This is a genomic window from Photobacterium swingsii (assembly GCF_024346715.1).
Taxonomy (GTDB): domain Bacteria; phylum Pseudomonadota; class Gammaproteobacteria; order Enterobacterales; family Vibrionaceae; genus Photobacterium; species Photobacterium swingsii.
The window spans coordinates 1,526,651-1,543,156 of record NZ_AP024852.1 but is presented as its reverse complement, the minus strand read 5'-3'; the positions used below and the strand labels follow the sequence as shown (position 1 = coordinate 1,543,156).

The following is a 16,506-nucleotide window of genomic DNA, read 5'->3' as shown; positions in this document are numbered from 1 at the left end:
TCAATATTCCCTCTCTCGCCATTAAGTAGGAGCAGGTATCCCCTCTCCTACTTTTTCAAAGCCTGTAATTATGACTGCCTTCAATCACTTGCCTAACAGTCAATCACTCAAGTACTAACAAATAAAGTGCATAAATGACACAAGATGAGGTAAAACCTTGATAAAAGCACGGTTATCCCTTTAATAAATAGTCTAAGATGTTGATGTACCGCACGACTTTCCCACGAACCCTATCTGGATTGATAGTCGTGGGCTGTGACCTTTGTTGTCTTGATCGATTTGCCGTGGAGGATGCTATGTGGCAAGCAATTTCTCACCAGCTTTCAGAAATACTTGATCGACCATTTAAGATTCGCGAACATCAGCTGATCGAAGCTGGTGACATTAACCAGTGCTATTGCATCAGCGATGGTGATGAACGCTTCTTTGTTAAATTGAATGATCGTGAGCTATTACCGATCTTTGAAACAGAAGCTGAAAGCCTTCGCATGTTGGCGGAATCAGACAGCATTGATGTCCCTAAATTCATACATATGGGCGTCAGTCGTGATAAATCTTTCCTTATTCTCAACTACCTACCAACTAAATTAATCGATGATAAATCCGCCTTTGTACTAGGTAAAGAGCTCGCTAATCTACACCTGTGGGGCGAGCAAGCAGAGTATGGATTTGACCTTGATAATTATATTGGGTTAACACCACAACCCAACAAATGGCGACGTAAATGGTGCCGTTTTTTTGCAGAGCAACGTATTGCGTGGCAATTGCAATTATGCGAAGAAAAAGGAATTAAATTTGGCAACATTGACACCATAACAGGTAATGTCATTGAACTGCTGGTACAACATCAACCTAAACCCTCACTGCTTCATGGTGATTTGTGGCATGGCAATTCAGCGCTCAGCGTAAATGGACCAATTATATTTGATCCTGCTGCTTATTGGGGCGACAGAGAGTGTGATATTGCCATGACAGAACTGTTTAACGGTTTTCCCGACAGCTTTTACGAAGGCTATGCGTCGGTATGGCCGTTAGATGCCGGTTATGAAGAACGCCGTGATTTATATAACCTTTATCATGTGCTGAATCATTGCAACCTGTTTGGTGGCGATTATCTACTGCAAGCAGAGCACATAATTAGCAAGCTCGGCTTGACTGACTAACCACGCCTACATACCCTCATTTAATCCCATCGCCTGTTTACACAAACAGGCGATGTTTCATTTAGACTAACGAAGAACACATACAATGAAGTTACAAGCTGCAGTATTCGATATGGATGGCCTGCTGGTCGACTCTGAACCTTTCTGGCAACAAGCACAAGTCGAAGTCTTTCAAAATCTTGGCGTACAAATGAAGCAAGAAGATACCTTAGAAACAACGGGGCTTCGCGTCGATAAGGTCGTTGAACTTTGGTTCTCTCGCCAACCTTGGCAAGGCCCGAGCTGCGAAGAAGTGACAGCATCATTAGTCACTCGTGTGGAAGAATTAGTCGCAGAGCATAAGCCTATGATGCCTGGTGTGTTGGAAACACTGGCACACTGTAAGGCATTAAACCTAAAGCTCGCAGTCGCATCGTCTTCACCAATGCGATTAATTAATACAACATTAAAAGCACTTGGATTAGAAGAGATGTTTGAAGTGGTTGTATCCGCAGAACACTTGCGTTTTGGTAAACCTCACCCAGAAGTGTATATCAATGCTGCCGATGCCTTAGGTGTTGAACCTGAATTCTGTGTTGCCTTTGAAGACTCACTCAACGGCGTACTGGCTGCTAAGGCTGCCCGCATGAAAGGAATTGTTGTACCCGAACATATCGTAGCTAATGACCCTCGTTGGGCCATTGCTGAGCATAAACTTTCATCGCTTCACGAAGTAAATCAGCAATTATTAACAATGCTATAAGTACTTAATCATCACAGTTTGGTGCAAGAATTTAACATCTTGCACCAAGTTCAAATTTATCCTTCTTGCGCCACTTCCCTTTGTTTCACTTCTAACACTTTCTTGATTTTTTAATCTTTCATCATAGAAAGATATACCAGAAAAAAAATTCACTTTTGCGATCCAGCATCGTAGCAAGCACCGAATATTCTTAATCAATCAAAGTTTATAGTTAATTTTAGGCAGAAAGGATCGCCAGAAGCTAGAGTAATAACATCAAGTAAATAATAGAAGTAACAGTAGTAGAGTGCGCTTAGCTATATGCAGAGTTAGGTGGATTTTCACTAAAATTTTGTATTTTGAGCTTGTTGATTTTAAGACTCAATCCCTAAACAAGATCAGAGACATTTTTAGGCTACGCAATGTTGCAGACAAAACTGGAAATGCAAAAGCAACGGATGCTTGTGCTGTATATGCTAAGGCATATTGAGGAGCGATAAATGAAACAATATTCTGAACAATCGGCAAACTGCCCACACTGCGGTCACCACATTCATATCACATTAGATACCAGTGGTGGCAGCCAAGAGTTTTATGATGACTGCCCGGCTTGTTGTCATGCCATTCATCTCAACATGCAGGTAGATGAACTGCACAAAACCATTAACCTTTTCATCGATGCAGATGACGAGCAGATCTTTTAATTCCAAGCAGTAAGTTGTACTGACTCCTTATGGCACATATCGCCCAAAGTATATACTTTGGGCGAACTTTACATCTGCCATCAATTGAACCGCTATTTTTTATTGGCTAATACACGCTCAACGGTATCCACAACGGCCTGTGTCTGAGGGTCAATTTCAATATTAATCATGTCACCGACTTCCCGCCACGCAAGGTTAGTACGCGCTAACGTTTCAGGGATTAAGTTCACATTGAAGGTGTCTTCAACCACATCGCCGATCGTTAAGCTAATGCCATCAATCCCAATATAACCTTTAGTAAACACGTATTTCATTTGTGCCGCTGGTAAACGAAACCAAACCTGGCAATTGTTTGGTGTTTTGCGTACTTCAGACACAGTCGCCATACACATAATATGCCCAGACATAGAATGGCCCCCGATCTCGTCACCAAACTTAGCGGCGCGCTCAATATTCACGCTATCACCTACCTGCAAAAGCCCTAAATTGGTTACTTTTAAGGTTTCTTGCATTAAGTCAAAAGAAACCAAATCACCCTCTCGCTTAGTCACAGTTAAACAACAACCGTTGTGAGCAATAGACGCGCCTAGCTCAATGCCTTTCAACCATGCCTGATCCAAACGCACAACATGAGTTTGGAATTGCTCTTTTTTGATTATTTCAACAATGGGTGCTGTACCTTGCACAATGCCTGTAAACATACTTCCCTCTGGAATATTCGATATGTGAATAATAGAAACTGCATGATATTCCATACTAGTTGTAAAGATAAACCGTCTAATTTAGCCACTGAAAGGTGCTTTTTCGCAAATTTAGCTGCTATTAAGACATTACAGTTTGAAATATTTATACCAGTTATATTATGCTGCCACTGAAATGGCCGCGACGAACAATTTGTGATGTAGCCACTATATTACTACAGGTTGGATATCTATATCATGGTGATGCTTAACACCAAAAATCTGGGCTTTCGTATCCAACTGACCCTCTCTATTTTTGTCTTACTCACCGCTCTCCCAATTGGCATGATGTGGTATTCAAGCTCTGAACAAATTTTACAAAATAGTGTTCAACAACTTTTCCGCCAATCTAACCAAGTTATCACAAGCCACTTAGACGATTTTTTTGATGAAGCGCACCTTGTGTATCAACATCAAATCACAGAGCAACAATTATTACCCAAAGTAGTCAATCAACGTGATGACTTATTAAAGTACCTTGCGAATGTACTCGCTCACCATGATGATATTGATTATTTCTATTTTGCTTCTGCAGAAGGCCATTTACTTTCTCTAGGTCGTGATGAATTTGGTAACTTTGTTCGTATTGAGTCCGACAGTAACAAAGCAGGATCTACAACCAGTTACAGCACAGATTCCAAAGGTGATGGAATTGAGGTGATCAATACAAATGCTCATTTTGACCCACGTACCCGCCAATGGTTTCAGCGTGCTTTAAAATCCAAAGAGCCTGTATGGAGTGATATTTACCCAGGAGCCATTGAAAATGTTCTGGGAGTAAGTCTTGCAAAAGCACAATACGATGAGAACGGAAACTTCCTTGGTGTATGGGGACTCGATTTAACCTTATCTACGCTCGAACATGAGCTTCAAAAAAATGTTTTAAGCCCAAACAGTCGCATCCTGCTGATAAGCGATCACGGGACTATCGTCGCCAGTTCGGACAAAAGCTTTCCAGCACTCATGGAACTAGACACCCCATTAACCCCTGTCGTTAATATCATTTGGGATAACATTAGCAATACTCAGCCTAGCGATACGATGGCCGTAACCCAGTACCCTATTTTAGGGGGAAATTGGATGACGGCTCATACCAAATATCAACTAGGCTCAAACCGTTACTTAACCATTTTGTTCATTTCACCAATCTGTGATTTTATTGGTGAGTTCATCAGTACAAAATACTACGCAGTCTTGTTCACCCTCATGCTAATGGTGGCAGCCATGTACTTTGGGTCTCAAGGCACGCGTTATATCCTAATACCAATTAATCAGTTACAAGCAACTGTAAAACGCATCACATTGGGAAAATGGAATGCTAGAACCCAGCTAGATCGTGAAGATGAACTCGGTGATCTCTCACGGTCATTCGATCATATGGCAGAGCACCTCCAAGTCACTATTTGTCAACTGAAAGAAGAACAAAAAGAAACAACGCGCCTCAATAATTTATTAGCTTACAATAACCAAGAACTAGAACGTAAAGTCTCTGAGCGCACTGCTGAACTCGAAAATGCAAACAGCAAATTACAACAATTAGCAAACTTCGATCCGTTAACCCAAGTGGCTAATCGTCGCCATTTTTGGCAATTGTTTGAACAAAAGAATCAGCAAAGTCCTGGTTGGTTGCTAGTACTTGATATTGATAACTTCAAATCAATTAACGATGCTCATGGGCATCTAATCGGCGATCGTGTCTTGCAGCAATTTTGCTCTGTGTGCCAGTCTTGCCTCGGCCCTGATGCTTTATTTGGCCGTATTGGCGGAGAAGAATTTGCCCTTTATATAACAGTAGCTGATGCACCAAATATCAAAGAATATGCTGAAAAATTATTAAGATGCGTTAGAAACACTCCTCTCACTATTGATGATATCAACATATCATTCACGGTCAGTATTGGTGTCGCACAGACATCACCCGAGAATAAAAATGTTTATGCTGAAGCCGATAAAATGCTGTTTAAAGCTAAAGCCTCAGGTAAAGATTGTGTGAGTTTCTTGGTATAACGTTCAGAGCAAACAAAACTGCCTACTATGCAACAATTTAGCGAAAAGTCAGCGCATAGGTGTAAGCCAAGCTTTCATTTCCTTATTTTGTGCCAAGCCATAAATTAGCTAAGCTGATTTCGCATCAAGATGCATGGAAATACGTGAAATAACCGCGGAAGTGATTATAATGCTCACGCTTTCTGGCATTCTCCAGATGGCGCTTGAATTCAGGTATATCCATGCACAAGTACAAACGAGAAACACGTCGTTTACTCAAATTAACTATTCCCGTATTACTCGCCTCCGTTGCTCAGACCTCGATGGGATTTATCGATACCGTTATGGCTGGTAGCGTCAGCGCAACCGACATGGCAGCAGTTTCTGTCGCGTCCAGTATTTGGCTACCTTCCATTTTATTTGGTGTTGGCCTACTTGTAGCACTGGTGCCTATCGTGGCACAGCTAAACGGTTCAGGAAAAAAAGAGCGGATCCCTTTTGAAGTGCAGCACGGTTTTTATTTAGCCCTGCTGATTTCTATTCCTATCATGCTCATTCTCTACAATGCTGGCACATTGATTGACCACATGGATGTAGAAGCCATTTTGGCCGAAAAAACCAATGGTTACATGTTTGCAGTCATGTTTGCAGTTCCAGGCTTTTTAATGTTCCAAACACTAAAAAGTTTTACTGAAGGCTTATCGTTAACCATTCCCGGAATGATCATTGGTTTCATTGGTTTAGCCGCAAACATTCCACTCAACTGGATTTTTGTTAACGGAAAGTTCGGAGCACCTGCACTTGGCGGGGTTGGCTGTGGTGTCGCAACGGCCATCGTTTACTGGTTAATGTTTATTGCCATGCTGGTGTACATCAAATTCAATAAGCGCCTGCAACAAGCCAACCTTTTCCAGACATGGCATAAACTTGAGCTCAGAGCACTAACACGTTTATTTAAAATGGGCTTCCCTGTTGCTGCATCCATGTTCTTTGAAATATCCTTATTTGCTGTAGTTGCCATCATGATTGCACCACTGGGTGCTGTAATGGTGGCATCACATCAGGTTGCAATGAACTTTTCATCACTCGTGTTCATGCTACCAATGAGCTTAGGTGCAGCAGTAAGTATTCGGGTTGGCCACCAGCTCGGTGAAGAAAACCTATTAGGCGCTAAAGTCAGTAGTTACTGTGGCTTGGCAACCGCCTTTGTCATGGCAGTATCAACAGCGATTTTAACTGTGGTATTCCGTGAGCAAATCATTGCAATTTATAGTGATAATGCCGACGTTATCTTAGTCGCAAGCCAACTGCTATTACTGGCCGCTGTCTACCAGTGTACTGATGCAATTCAAATTGTGGCTGCGGGCGCACTTAGGGGCTATAAAGACATGCGAGCCATCTTTGTACGTACCTTTATTGCCTACTGGTTAATTGGCTTACCACTTGGCTATACGCTAGGTATGACAAACTTAATCACTGAACCTATGGGCCCCCATGGGTTCTGGATCGGTATTATCTTTGGCTTAACATCATCAGCAATCATGTTAGGCACACGCTTACGCTGGCTACAACGCCAACCTGAAGCGCATCAACTAGAAATGGCTACGCGCTAGTCAAGTTTTCTGGTGATAAAAACATAATTCAGGCGGCCTTATGGCCGCCTTCTTTTTTATGGCTATTTTCTTTTTGGATATCATTAGCATAATGCCACGATCTGATTGGTATTCCCTTTATTTTCAGATACTCTGAATAAAGTACGTTAAGGCGTGACAGGGAAAAATGATGAAGAAAAATAAAAATGATGCAAAGTTACTCAAAAAAGCGCTAGAACTCGGTATGGCATTTGCTAAAAAGCAGGGTTATAACGATTTAGAACGTCATGTATCTTCCACCGACAAGGTTGAATGCATTTACCGTTTATTAGTGCAATACAAGCAAATTACTCCTCTCGCTGTTGATCAAGAAGATGGCGTTAATATGAAACATAAACTGGTTCTTTGGATATCTCGCCTCTTACCGCCCGATCACGAATTACTGAAATAACTCACATTGTGTTAGAACAATAAATAGCATTGATGCCATAGCACCATGAACTGTGTTACCCCTGCAGTTCATGGTGGTTCGTTTATACTTTAACTAAGCAATAAAGTCACAATGAACAACCGATTTACCATCCGTATTATTTTTCATAAATACGATCAATAGAACAGACTCCCCTTAATCCGAACACGTAAAATAGCGTCTTATTTTTCATAAAGTTAAAAGGGATAACGCATGAAAATCAAAGCTATCTTGTGCCTATTTATCGCCATGGTTTCTTTTTCTAGCTGGGCATCAGAACGAAGCGAACAAGCATGGGCACTTATCGAGCAAGGTGCATTCTTGGTTGATGTACGTACTCCAGATGAATTTAGCCAAGGTCACCTTGCAGGCTCAACCAACTACCCCTTGAACACTATCAATACCGCTTTTGCCAACGTAGATAAAGAAATGCCCATTGTTGTGTATTGCCGCAGTGGTAATCGCTCTGGTAAAGCGATGGATTACTTAAAAAATGCAGGCCTTACTCACGTACATAATGGTGGTGGATTAGAAGAGATGCAGTCCTCTCAACCTAAATAACACGGTGCCCATTACATTATTAAAACAAATATAGGCAATGTATCTATCAAGGCATGTAATACTTAACCGATCAGCGGAGCTGTAATTTACGTTCAACTAACATAAGTTGATTATACTTCTTAGATGAACAATACCTCCGCTTTCGATCACCTATTTAGCCACTTTTACTGTCGCTATGCTTATATTGCTTCGCGTATGATTGTTTTGACTCTATCTGTTAGCTTAGCCCTAACAGGATGCGACAACAGTGGTGAGCACCACTTCAATGACTATCATCAACGTCTAGCCAACGTATTGGAGGTCGACCCAATACCTTTTCATCCTCAAGAGGATTTACCTAGCTTTCCTTCAACACGCGATTTATATATACCAATAGACGACATACGTATCGGGTTACTAGATGCGTATGAACTGCGTCGCTGTGGTTTATTTCAACTTATTGCCGACAGGAACTCCAGCCTAGGAAAAGTCCAAGACAAAACTCGCCAACTCAGATATGAATTGCTGCTGTTGAACGGGCTAGAAAGATGCCTGACACAAATCATACCAACGAGCCGTGATAACCCTATCAGCCAGTCTTTAATTGAGGAACTCACACCAATAAAGCAAAAAAAACAGCAACAGCTGGGTACAATTATATGGAATATGCTTACAACAGGCAAAGAGTGGCGGCAACAATTCGTGCTCTATCCGCACACTTTTGCCATCGACCATCTCGCAGGGTTCACAGCTAACCTTTCAGCAATGGAAGATATATTTGCGTTATTGGAGTATTCGCAAAAACAAGGTTATATCGAAAACAACCAACCAACGCTTAGCTCAATTCCGAATGGTATTGATGAAGCCATCGTAAACCGATTATTAACCCACCAAGAAAAAATCCATCGGAGCCGTTACTTTGGCCAGCTATTTTACTCGATTGCCAATGCAACCCAATGGCTTAACACCACAACACAATTACTGAATCAGCAAGAAAATCAAATCCGGTGTGGAAAACAGAGAAACCAGCAACAAGCTGAATACCTAAGAAATGTGTTTTACCGCTATTATAATCGTCAGATCCAACCTTATCTCGCCGAGCTAGATTCTCAATATCGCCAGATTCAGCCAATTTTACAGCAGATATTTGCACAATCGCCGTATCAAGATCCCGAACTCATTACTTATAAGGAAACTTTCATTGATGGCAAAGCACATCAGCTTTTTCGAAAAGCTGTCATGGATCACACAAAATTTTGGCAACGCACCTTTCAGCGCTGCCAATTTAAAGTTGGAATATAAGAATTAATCCAAATACTTAGCACGTCAGAGCAGCAAACCGTATGTTTGATAACCAAACGAGCAAAGAAAGCCAAAAAAGAGAAGCTAAACACTTGCACGCTTTGTGGCGAGTCGCTAATATCTTTTTCGTTCCGTTGAATTGGCTTATTTAAAGCAACAACGACAGATGCTCGCTTAGCTCAGTTGGTTAGAGTACTTGCATGACATGCAAGGTGTCACTGGTTCGAGTCCAGTAGCGAGCACCATATTTCGATAACACGTAATACGGGTTATCATGCTGTACAATTTGCTCGCTTAGCTCAGTTGGTTAGAGTACTTGCATGACATGCAAGGTGTCACTGGTTCGAGTCCAGTAGCGAGCACCATATTTCGATAACGCGTAATACGGGTTATCATGCTATACAATTTGCTCGCTTAGCTCAGTTGGTTAGAGTACTTGCATGACATGCAAGGTGTCACTGGTTCGAGTCCAGTAGCGAGCACCATATTTCGATAACACGTGGGTTATCATGCTGTACAATTTGCTCGCTTAGCTCAGTTGGTTAGAGTACTTGCATGACATGCAAGGTGTCACTGGTTCGAGTCCAGTAGCGAGCACCATATAAAAAAGCCTGCTTTTTAGCAGGCTTTTTGCATTCTTACGCGGTGATCTTTTCATCGGTACTATCCGCTTAGACTTTCAAACCTGTTTATAATCTAACCAGCCAAAAAGCATCAAGAGCATTTAGACTTTAAACCCACTCTTCGCTCCTTTACTATGCCTTCATAAATAGCACCTAGGGTTACAACGAATGCAAAAAGTAAAACTGACAGCAAATCCTCAGATTGCCGTTATCTTTAAAGGTTGGTCTGATGATTGGGCAAAAGAAAGCCAAGCAGATCAAAAAGACATGGCAACCAAATTTCATACCGTTTATAAGATAGCTGCAAATGCTTTTGCAAACGGCGAAGAAGTCGAACTTACTTTCGTTTCAGCCTTGTTCAGTGACTGTAAGCAAAAAGCAGAAATGGCTGCTGCGATGAATGAAAAAGTCAAAGCAAGCCTACAAAGTGACGATGAGCGCGCGCAACGCATCATTGCTAAAGTTAATACCGCAGCTCAAGATGCCGCTTACGTTGTTAACTATCTAAACAATGTTTTACTGCAGTCTGCTTAATTTATTACGATAGACTATACGCCCAAACCCGAGCCTCTCTCGGGTTTACTTTCCGCAAAGACCAATGCATCTTCTCGCTGTTATCTGTGATTTCAACCAGCCACAATGAGAGTAATTCACTTAAACTTACAGTGTATATCTCTCCTTGCCTGAGCACTCCTTCCTCTGTGATCTAGATCGTCTAATCTATAAAAACCCATAGGCACTCAGTTTTATACTCTACTGTGACTCTACTCCTTTATATTTTATTCTAAAAAACCTCACTTAACGCAAACGATATCTATTTTGTGAAATTTACAACTCATATCGTGAACTTATCAACGTAAACTAATACTCCTAATGTCACATATTTACTCTCACATCCCTAGCTACAAACGACACTCATCACAAAATCAATGGATTGCAATTGAAAGATAATAATTTGAAATGTGAAAATTAAAACATACACACAATCAAATGTTACTTTAATAACATATAAGGTCGAGTAATGGACATTAAAACGACTAACAAAACAGTGTTAGCAGCATGCGTCTCTGCCCTTCTTGCTTCTACTAGCCTACAAGCAGCAACCATTTACCAAAATGAAAACGGCGACAACTTAAAGCTTTATGGCGAGGTTGGTGTTGGTGGTCACTTTGGTGCAAAGTTTGAGTACGGTGAGTTTTACAAAGACCAAACCTACATCGATGACTCCTTTGCAACTTTGGGTGTGAAAGGTAAAAACGGCCAATTAGTCTACCGCTTAGAACTAGACTTTGAGCGTGAAAACTGGAAGTACGGCTCTGGCGACATGGTGCTTAGCATCGATAAAATGTTCATTGGCTACGCCCTAAATGATTACCACTATGTTGAATTTGGCTTAACCGATACAGCCTTTGACGATTACGACAAATGGGGTGACTTCACATTCGATACCACAGTTGAAACAGGTGAAGCTGGCGACCAAGACGCAACAGTTAAATATGAAGGGACTTATGGCAGCTTCAAGCTAGGTACGTCATACAGCTACAACGCTAAATCTTCTTCAGGCTCTCATCTTGGCGATGTTGTTAACGGTTACTTCGGCTACTTTGGCAGTCGTTTTTCAGCTGTCGTAGGCCTTGAAGGGCGCGGCGGTGCAGAAGGCGAATCTAAGTACGGAAAGCAGAAACTTGCAGGTCTTGGTATGCGCTTCGCTGTTACCGATAACTTCCACCTTGGCTTTAATGGTTACCTTGAAGACGAAGATATAGCTCAAACCAAAATCCCTACCGATATCACAGATCCAAACAACAGCGTTCACCTCTATAACGACTATCAAACTCTTTACCGTAGAGGTGCATTAATCTCAGGTAAATACGAATTCACACCGCAATGGGAAATGACAGGCTCAGCCAACTATGAAGCCTATGAAGAGTGGGATAAAGATAACGAGTTTTGGGATACCAAAGAACACAGTTGGGGTTCAAGCCGCACATGGGGCACGCTGGGCGTGAACTTCAAACCAACCCCATCATCCATCATTGCACTTGAAGCCAATGCTGGCGATGCAGCACAAGATGTGTACGCCTACACGCGTATTTACTTCTAATCACACTGTTTAAAAAAAATTTAGGGATTGAAGGACACCCCATCATGAATAAAAAAGTCACCTTACTTTCCGCTGCTATCGCATCCGTTTTAGCAGCACCAGCAATGGCTGGTATTAATGATATTATTATTTCTGAGTACGTTGAAGGCACTAGTGATAATCGCGCCATTGAAATACTAAATACAGGTAGCGCACCGTTTACTTTCAATGGCGATCAAGCACTATATTACGCAAGTCAATCAAAATCAGGTAGTATCCACAACAACCAAATTTATACTCCGGAAGGAAAGCCTGTATTGGCAGGTGTCACCATTCAACCAGGTAAAACAGTTGTTGTTGCCCACACTGATGCAAAAGACGCATTAACAAATGCAATTAAAGCAAACAATGCCGAATCAGTTGTTGGTGCTGATTTCAATCAAAAAAAATATAACTCAATGAACTTCAGTGGTGATGATGCTGTATTTATCGCTGATTCAAACGATGCTAATAAGAAGTATGATGTTATTGGTATTATTGGTGAAAACTGGGGAACAGATAAAACATATCGCCGTTTAGCAACCGCGGCTGCACCATTAGCAGCTCATAACCCAAAAGCATGGTTAGTTAAACCTATAGACACTGTTGATGGCCTTGGAGATCCCACATTAGCAGCAACTGAACCAGCAGCAACTCCATGTTCAGATGCAGCAGGTAGGAGCCGCCTTAATCCAGGGCAAATACAGGGGAATAGCTTTAAGTCACCACTGATTAATTCAGGCTTTGTCAGTGATGATGAATACTTAGTTCAAGGAGTGGTTAGTGCAGTCTCAACCAGCCTAACGAAAGGGTTCTTCTTATACGCATCAGATGGTGACGAGTTAACATCTGATGGTATATTCATTAAAACTAACGGCCTTATTTCTGAAGAAATGGTAGGCCAAGAAGTCTGTGTTAAGGGTTTTGTAGAAGAGAAATATGGTCAAACTCAAGTTCTCGCAACTAAAGATCAGTGGGAGGTTGTCAACGCAACACCAGTAAAACCCACAGCAGTTGACCTGAAACGAATCTCTGCAGATGATGAGTATTTCAGCAAAACGCTAGAACGCCATGAAGGCATGTTAGTACGCTTAGTCAATAACATGGACGAAAGCACCAAAGAAAACGAGACCATGCGTGTTTCGCGTACCTTTAGCTACGACTATAGTGGCCATCGCAACAATATGGTGTTGTCATATAAACGCCCTAACATGCAACCCAACCAAGAACATGTCGCGGGTAGTGATGGCTCTATTGCCCAAGACAAACAAAACAAAGACTATCGCTTATATGTTGAAACTGACAAAAAAGCAAATGACGGTGTCATTCCTTTCTACCCTGATTTCAATGACAAAGAGACTGTAAAGAAAGGCCAAGATTACATTCGTGTTGACGATAGCATTACAGGACTTGAAGGTGTCATTTCTTACAGCTTCGGTGACTACCGCTTAATGGCGACTAACAACATTAGCCGAAAAGACATTATTCATAACACAGATCGTAAATCAAAACCTCAACTAGACGACAGTACAACATCAGATAAGTTTGCAATTCGTATCGCCACTCAAAATGTATTGAACTACTTCAACTCGCCGTATGGTGGTCCTGACAACCCACGTAACGACAACCGTGGTGCAGATAGCGAGTTAGAGTTCCAACAACAGCATGCTAAAATCGTTAAAGCAATTAACAGCTTAGATGCCGACATCATCGGCTTAATGGAAATTGAAAACAATGGTTTTGGTAACTACAGTGCAATTACTGAGCTTGTAAACGCCGTCAACAAATACTATAACAAAGAAAACCATTCTAACCGTCACAATGAACAGTCAATTAACAACCAATACGTCTTCGTTGGTTTTGACTCAGATGGCAATACCGTATTAGATGAGTTTGACTCTATTGGTTCTGATGCTATCAGTTCAGGCCTGCTATATCGTCCAAATAAAGTATCACTAGAACAAGCGAAAATCATCCCAATGCCTTCGCAACAAGCACCAATGATCACTGATACAAACGGTGCTGCGCTTCTCGATAGCAAAGGTGAAATTCGTGAAAGCGGTAAGAACTACCAGCGCGATACTATTGCCGCTACTTTCCGCATCCACAACACAGGTAAAAAAGTCACTGTATCGGTTAATCACCTGAAATCTAAAGGTTCAACTTGTTGGGAAGATTGGCAAGGCTGGGAAACTTGGGAAAAATTCGATCCAATCAAAGACAAAGTTGAAAACAAAGACTTCCAAGGTTCATGTGAAAACTTCCGAGTAGCAGCAGCTTACCAACTCGGTAAAGAAATGGCTAAAATCGGTGGTGATCACGTTATTATTGGAGATATGAACTCATACGCACATGAAGATCCGATGCTAGTGCTAACCTCTAACCCAACAGGTAAAACACTGAAAGCCGCTCGCGATACCTTCATCGGTAAACGTCCTCAATTTGGTGAAAATGGCGCAATCATTACTGATAATTTCGGTTATATTAATGCTGTTAGCCTGAAAGATGCTGAAAACAAAAAAATGAGCTGGAGCTACTCTTATAACGATGAGATTGGTTCACTCGATCACATTCTTATCTCACCATCCCTTAAGAAGCACCTACTAGATGCAACAGACTGGCACATCAATGCCGCCGAATCGACACTGTATGATTACAACCAAGAAAATAAAGGGATCGGAGCTGGTGAGAGTAAAGAGGTTCGTCTTGAAAAAGAGAGAACAATTACTCATAACTTTTACGCCAATAACGCTTATCGCTCTTCAGACCACGACTCTGCAATCATGGCACTAGGTTACGGCTACGGTGAAAGTGACGGTGCGCCTGTACTGCTTGCAACGAAGAGCGGTCGTATGGATGTTCCTTACGCCATCAACACTGATAAAGCACTTACAGGTGATATCGCTGAAATCTCATTCTCTCCAGAACCAGAAGACATGAGCAAAGTTGCGTTACCTACAATGAAGTTGAGCAAAGATGGCAAACAACTTAAAGAGTTTGACGTTAGTGGTATTGAACCTGGCAATTACACTGTGACCATGAAGCTAACACGCCCTAGCGCGCAAAAAGCCTCAACGCCAACAACAGTGGCTGGCTCTGAAGTTAGCATGAAGGTTGAAGTCGCTAAACGAGATTCGACCACGCCAACAGTTGTTATTCCACCATACGATGGTAGCGGCGGTTCATTTGGCATCTTTGGCCTGCTTTCACTACTCGGACTAGGTTTCTTACGTAAAACTAAAAAGTAATTAAGCAATAAACGATTTAGTCGATATACGTTAAAGAAATAATCAAAGAGGTTTAGCTTATGGCTAAGCCTCTTTTTTTGTTATGCACCTCACTATACTCTGTGTATTCATTTTAATTACAGAGCTAAAATTTTGAACCCAGATCGCGCTAGCCAAATGGTCATTTTCCACACCCTTGTTAAAGCAGGAAGTTTTACAGCTGCAGGCAAGCAGTTAAGTGTCTCGACATCACATATCAGCAAGCAATTGGGAACATTAGAAACGGCTCTGAACGTAAAATTAGTCCAACGCACAACACGTAGTTTTACCCTGACTGAAGCAGGTGAGAACTACTTGCAATACTGTGAAAGCGTCGTTAAAGCCATTCAAGATGGTGAAGCGCTTATGGAAGATGCGAGAGATGAAATATCAGGCGTTTTACGCTTAGGGATATCGCAATCCTTTGGCACCATGCATTTAATCCCCGCCATTGAACAACTACAAGGTCACTACCCTAACTTACGCGTTGAGATCAGTTTATTCGATCATAAAGCCGATATGATTGAAGATGGACTCGATCTTTGGATCACCAATTACGAACATATTCCAGACGGCTATGTTGCACAGCGCCTTGCTGAGACCAAATTTGTCGTCGCAGCTGCACCTGAATACCTATTACATCATGCTGCACCATCACATCCTAGTGAATTAGCTAACCATAACTGCTTAACCTACCAAAGCCGTCAAAGAAACTATCAATCATGGTCATTCAAGCAACAAGACAGACAGCTTAAGGTTGATGTAGAAGGCAATTATCGCGTCGATCTTGCTGAAGCAGTGCGGGACGCAGCTATTGCTGGTTGGGGCGTCGCTTACTTAGCCACTTACTTACTCCGAGATGAATTTAAAGCAAACAAACTCATTCAGCTGCTACCAGAGTGGCAAGCCAATCAATCAATGCCGTTTTATGCGGTCTACCCCAGTCGTGCACATTTACCAAAGAAAATATCAGCAGCCATTGGTTTTTTTAAGGACTATATCGGCGATACTCCCTATTGGGATGAAGATCTGAGCAAACATATCAGCATCTAGTCACATTTTATCTGTGGCAATAATGCTGAGAAAACCACCAAGATTATTGCCACTATCATTCGCATTAACCAAAACATCTTTTCCAAACGGAAACAATCAACTTGAAAAACTAAAATAAAAGCTATAATTCAATAAGTTAAAGATAGGCATTCTAGTACACCCGTCACACATCACACTTGGCTAACATTCGTCACTTGCAACCGTTTGCGTCCTCCATAGAATGCA

The 16,506-nt window shown here is 41.7% G+C and carries 13 protein-coding genes and 4 tRNA genes; 16 read left to right on the top strand and 1 reads right to left on the bottom strand.

The window, feature by feature from the left end; all coding sequences use genetic code 11:
* Nucleotides 1–296 precede the first annotated feature (296 nt).
* The 3 genes from OCU77_RS07300 (at nt 297) to OCU77_RS07290 (ending at nt 2,588) form a co-directional block, all read left to right on the top strand.
* Complete coding sequence (locus tag OCU77_RS07300) at nt 297–1,163, top strand: fructosamine kinase family protein (protein WP_048897210.1); 867 nt, start codon at nt 297–299, stop codon at nt 1,161–1,163.
* Nucleotides 1,164–1,248: 85 nt separating this feature from the next.
* On the top strand, nt 1,249–1,905 hold the full coding sequence (gene hxpB, locus OCU77_RS07295) for a hexitol phosphatase HxpB (RefSeq protein ID WP_048897209.1): 657 nt from the start codon (nt 1,249–1,251) through the stop codon (nt 1,903–1,905).
* 479 nt (nt 1,906–2,384) lie between these two features.
* Nucleotides 2,385–2,588 (top strand): CPXCG motif-containing cysteine-rich protein, encoded by a 204-nt coding sequence (locus OCU77_RS07290; RefSeq protein WP_048897208.1) that lies wholly within the window; start codon nt 2,385–2,387, stop codon nt 2,586–2,588.
* A gap of 92 nt (nt 2,589–2,680) precedes the next feature.
* On the opposite strand, the gene OCU77_RS07285 is transcribed toward OCU77_RS07290, so the two are convergent.
* Entirely contained in the window at nt 2,681–3,289 is a 609-nt protein-coding gene (locus OCU77_RS07285) for a riboflavin synthase (protein WP_048897207.1), read from the bottom strand.
* Nucleotides 3,290–3,526: 237 nt separating this feature from the next.
* On the opposite strand from OCU77_RS07285, the gene OCU77_RS07280 reads away from it, so the two are divergent.
* The 13 genes from OCU77_RS07280 (at nt 3,527) to OCU77_RS07220 (ending at nt 16,281) form a co-directional block, all read left to right on the top strand.
* A complete protein-coding gene (locus OCU77_RS07280; RefSeq protein ID WP_048897206.1) occupies nt 3,527–5,335 on the top strand; it encodes a sensor domain-containing diguanylate cyclase in 1,809 nt (602 codons plus the stop codon).
* Between the two features lie 221 nt (nt 5,336–5,556).
* Nucleotides 5,557–6,927, top strand: a complete 1,371-nt coding sequence (locus OCU77_RS07275) for an MATE family efflux transporter (RefSeq protein WP_048897205.1) — start codon at nt 5,557–5,559, stop codon at nt 6,925–6,927.
* Nucleotides 6,928–7,096: 169 nt separating this feature from the next.
* Nucleotides 7,097–7,357: a DUF5062 family protein gene (locus OCU77_RS07270; protein ID WP_048897204.1), complete on the top strand. Its 261-nt coding sequence runs from the start codon at nt 7,097–7,099 to the stop codon at nt 7,355–7,357.
* Nucleotides 7,358–7,588: 231 nt separating this feature from the next.
* Complete coding sequence (locus OCU77_RS07265) at nt 7,589–7,936, top strand: rhodanese-like domain-containing protein (protein ID WP_048897203.1); 348 nt, start codon at nt 7,589–7,591, stop codon at nt 7,934–7,936.
* A 195-nt stretch (nt 7,937–8,131) separates the two neighbouring features.
* The gene (locus OCU77_RS07260) at nt 8,132–9,217 is read left to right on the top strand and encodes a DUF3080 domain-containing protein (protein WP_048897308.1); all 1,086 of its coding nucleotides are present in this window, start codon (nt 8,132–8,134) and stop codon (nt 9,215–9,217) included.
* Between the two features lie 168 nt (nt 9,218–9,385).
* Nucleotides 9,386–9,462, top strand: a tRNA-Val gene (locus OCU77_RS07255).
* A gap of 43 nt (nt 9,463–9,505) precedes the next feature.
* Nucleotides 9,506–9,582: transfer RNA gene (locus OCU77_RS07250), tRNA-Val, on the top strand.
* Nucleotides 9,583–9,625: 43 nt separating this feature from the next.
* Nucleotides 9,626–9,702: transfer RNA gene (locus tag OCU77_RS07245), tRNA-Val, on the top strand.
* A 38-nt stretch (nt 9,703–9,740) separates the two neighbouring features.
* Nucleotides 9,741–9,817 (top strand) — tRNA-Val (locus OCU77_RS07240).
* 191 nt (nt 9,818–10,008) lie between these two features.
* Complete coding sequence (locus tag OCU77_RS07235) at nt 10,009–10,374, top strand: hypothetical protein (protein WP_048897202.1); 366 nt, start codon at nt 10,009–10,011, stop codon at nt 10,372–10,374.
* A gap of 487 nt (nt 10,375–10,861) precedes the next feature.
* The gene (locus tag OCU77_RS07230; RefSeq protein ID WP_048897201.1) at nt 10,862–11,944 is read left to right on the top strand and encodes a porin; all 1,083 of its coding nucleotides are present in this window, start codon (nt 10,862–10,864) and stop codon (nt 11,942–11,944) included.
* Between the two features lie 44 nt (nt 11,945–11,988).
* Complete coding sequence (locus tag OCU77_RS07225) at nt 11,989–15,210, top strand: ExeM/NucH family extracellular endonuclease (RefSeq protein WP_107302421.1); 3,222 nt, start codon at nt 11,989–11,991, stop codon at nt 15,208–15,210.
* Nucleotides 15,211–15,342: 132 nt separating this feature from the next.
* Nucleotides 15,343–16,281, top strand: coding sequence for a LysR family transcriptional regulator (locus tag OCU77_RS07220; RefSeq protein ID WP_107302420.1), 939 nt, complete (start codon nt 15,343–15,345; stop codon nt 16,279–16,281).
* Nucleotides 16,282–16,506: the final 225 nt, after the last annotated feature.

What these genes read in the sequence shown, in the direction of transcription:
- OCU77_RS07300 (WP_048897210.1), top strand. Translation starts at nt 297, where the DNA reads ATGTGGCAAGCAATTTCTCACCAGCTTTCAGAAATACTTGATCGACCA.
- hxpB (WP_048897209.1), top strand. Translation starts at nt 1,249, where the DNA reads ATGAAGTTACAAGCTGCAGTATTCGATATGGATGGCCTGCTGGTCGAC.
- OCU77_RS07290 (WP_048897208.1), top strand. Translation starts at nt 2,385, where the DNA reads ATGAAACAATATTCTGAACAATCGGCAAACTGCCCACACTGCGGTCAC.
- OCU77_RS07285 (WP_048897207.1), bottom strand. Translation starts at nt 3,289, where the DNA reads ATGTTTACAGGCATTGTGCAAGGTACAGCACCCATTGTTGAAATAATC.
- OCU77_RS07280 (WP_048897206.1), top strand. Translation starts at nt 3,527, where the DNA reads ATGGTGATGCTTAACACCAAAAATCTGGGCTTTCGTATCCAACTGACC.
- OCU77_RS07275 (WP_048897205.1), top strand. Translation starts at nt 5,557, where the DNA reads ATGCACAAGTACAAACGAGAAACACGTCGTTTACTCAAATTAACTATT.
- OCU77_RS07270 (WP_048897204.1), top strand. Translation starts at nt 7,097, where the DNA reads ATGAAGAAAAATAAAAATGATGCAAAGTTACTCAAAAAAGCGCTAGAA.
- OCU77_RS07265 (WP_048897203.1), top strand. Translation starts at nt 7,589, where the DNA reads ATGAAAATCAAAGCTATCTTGTGCCTATTTATCGCCATGGTTTCTTTT.
- OCU77_RS07260 (WP_048897308.1), top strand. Translation starts at nt 8,132, where the DNA reads ATGATTGTTTTGACTCTATCTGTTAGCTTAGCCCTAACAGGATGCGAC.
- OCU77_RS07235 (WP_048897202.1), top strand. Translation starts at nt 10,009, where the DNA reads ATGCAAAAAGTAAAACTGACAGCAAATCCTCAGATTGCCGTTATCTTT.
- OCU77_RS07230 (WP_048897201.1), top strand. Translation starts at nt 10,862, where the DNA reads ATGGACATTAAAACGACTAACAAAACAGTGTTAGCAGCATGCGTCTCT.
- OCU77_RS07225 (WP_107302421.1), top strand. Translation starts at nt 11,989, where the DNA reads ATGAATAAAAAAGTCACCTTACTTTCCGCTGCTATCGCATCCGTTTTA.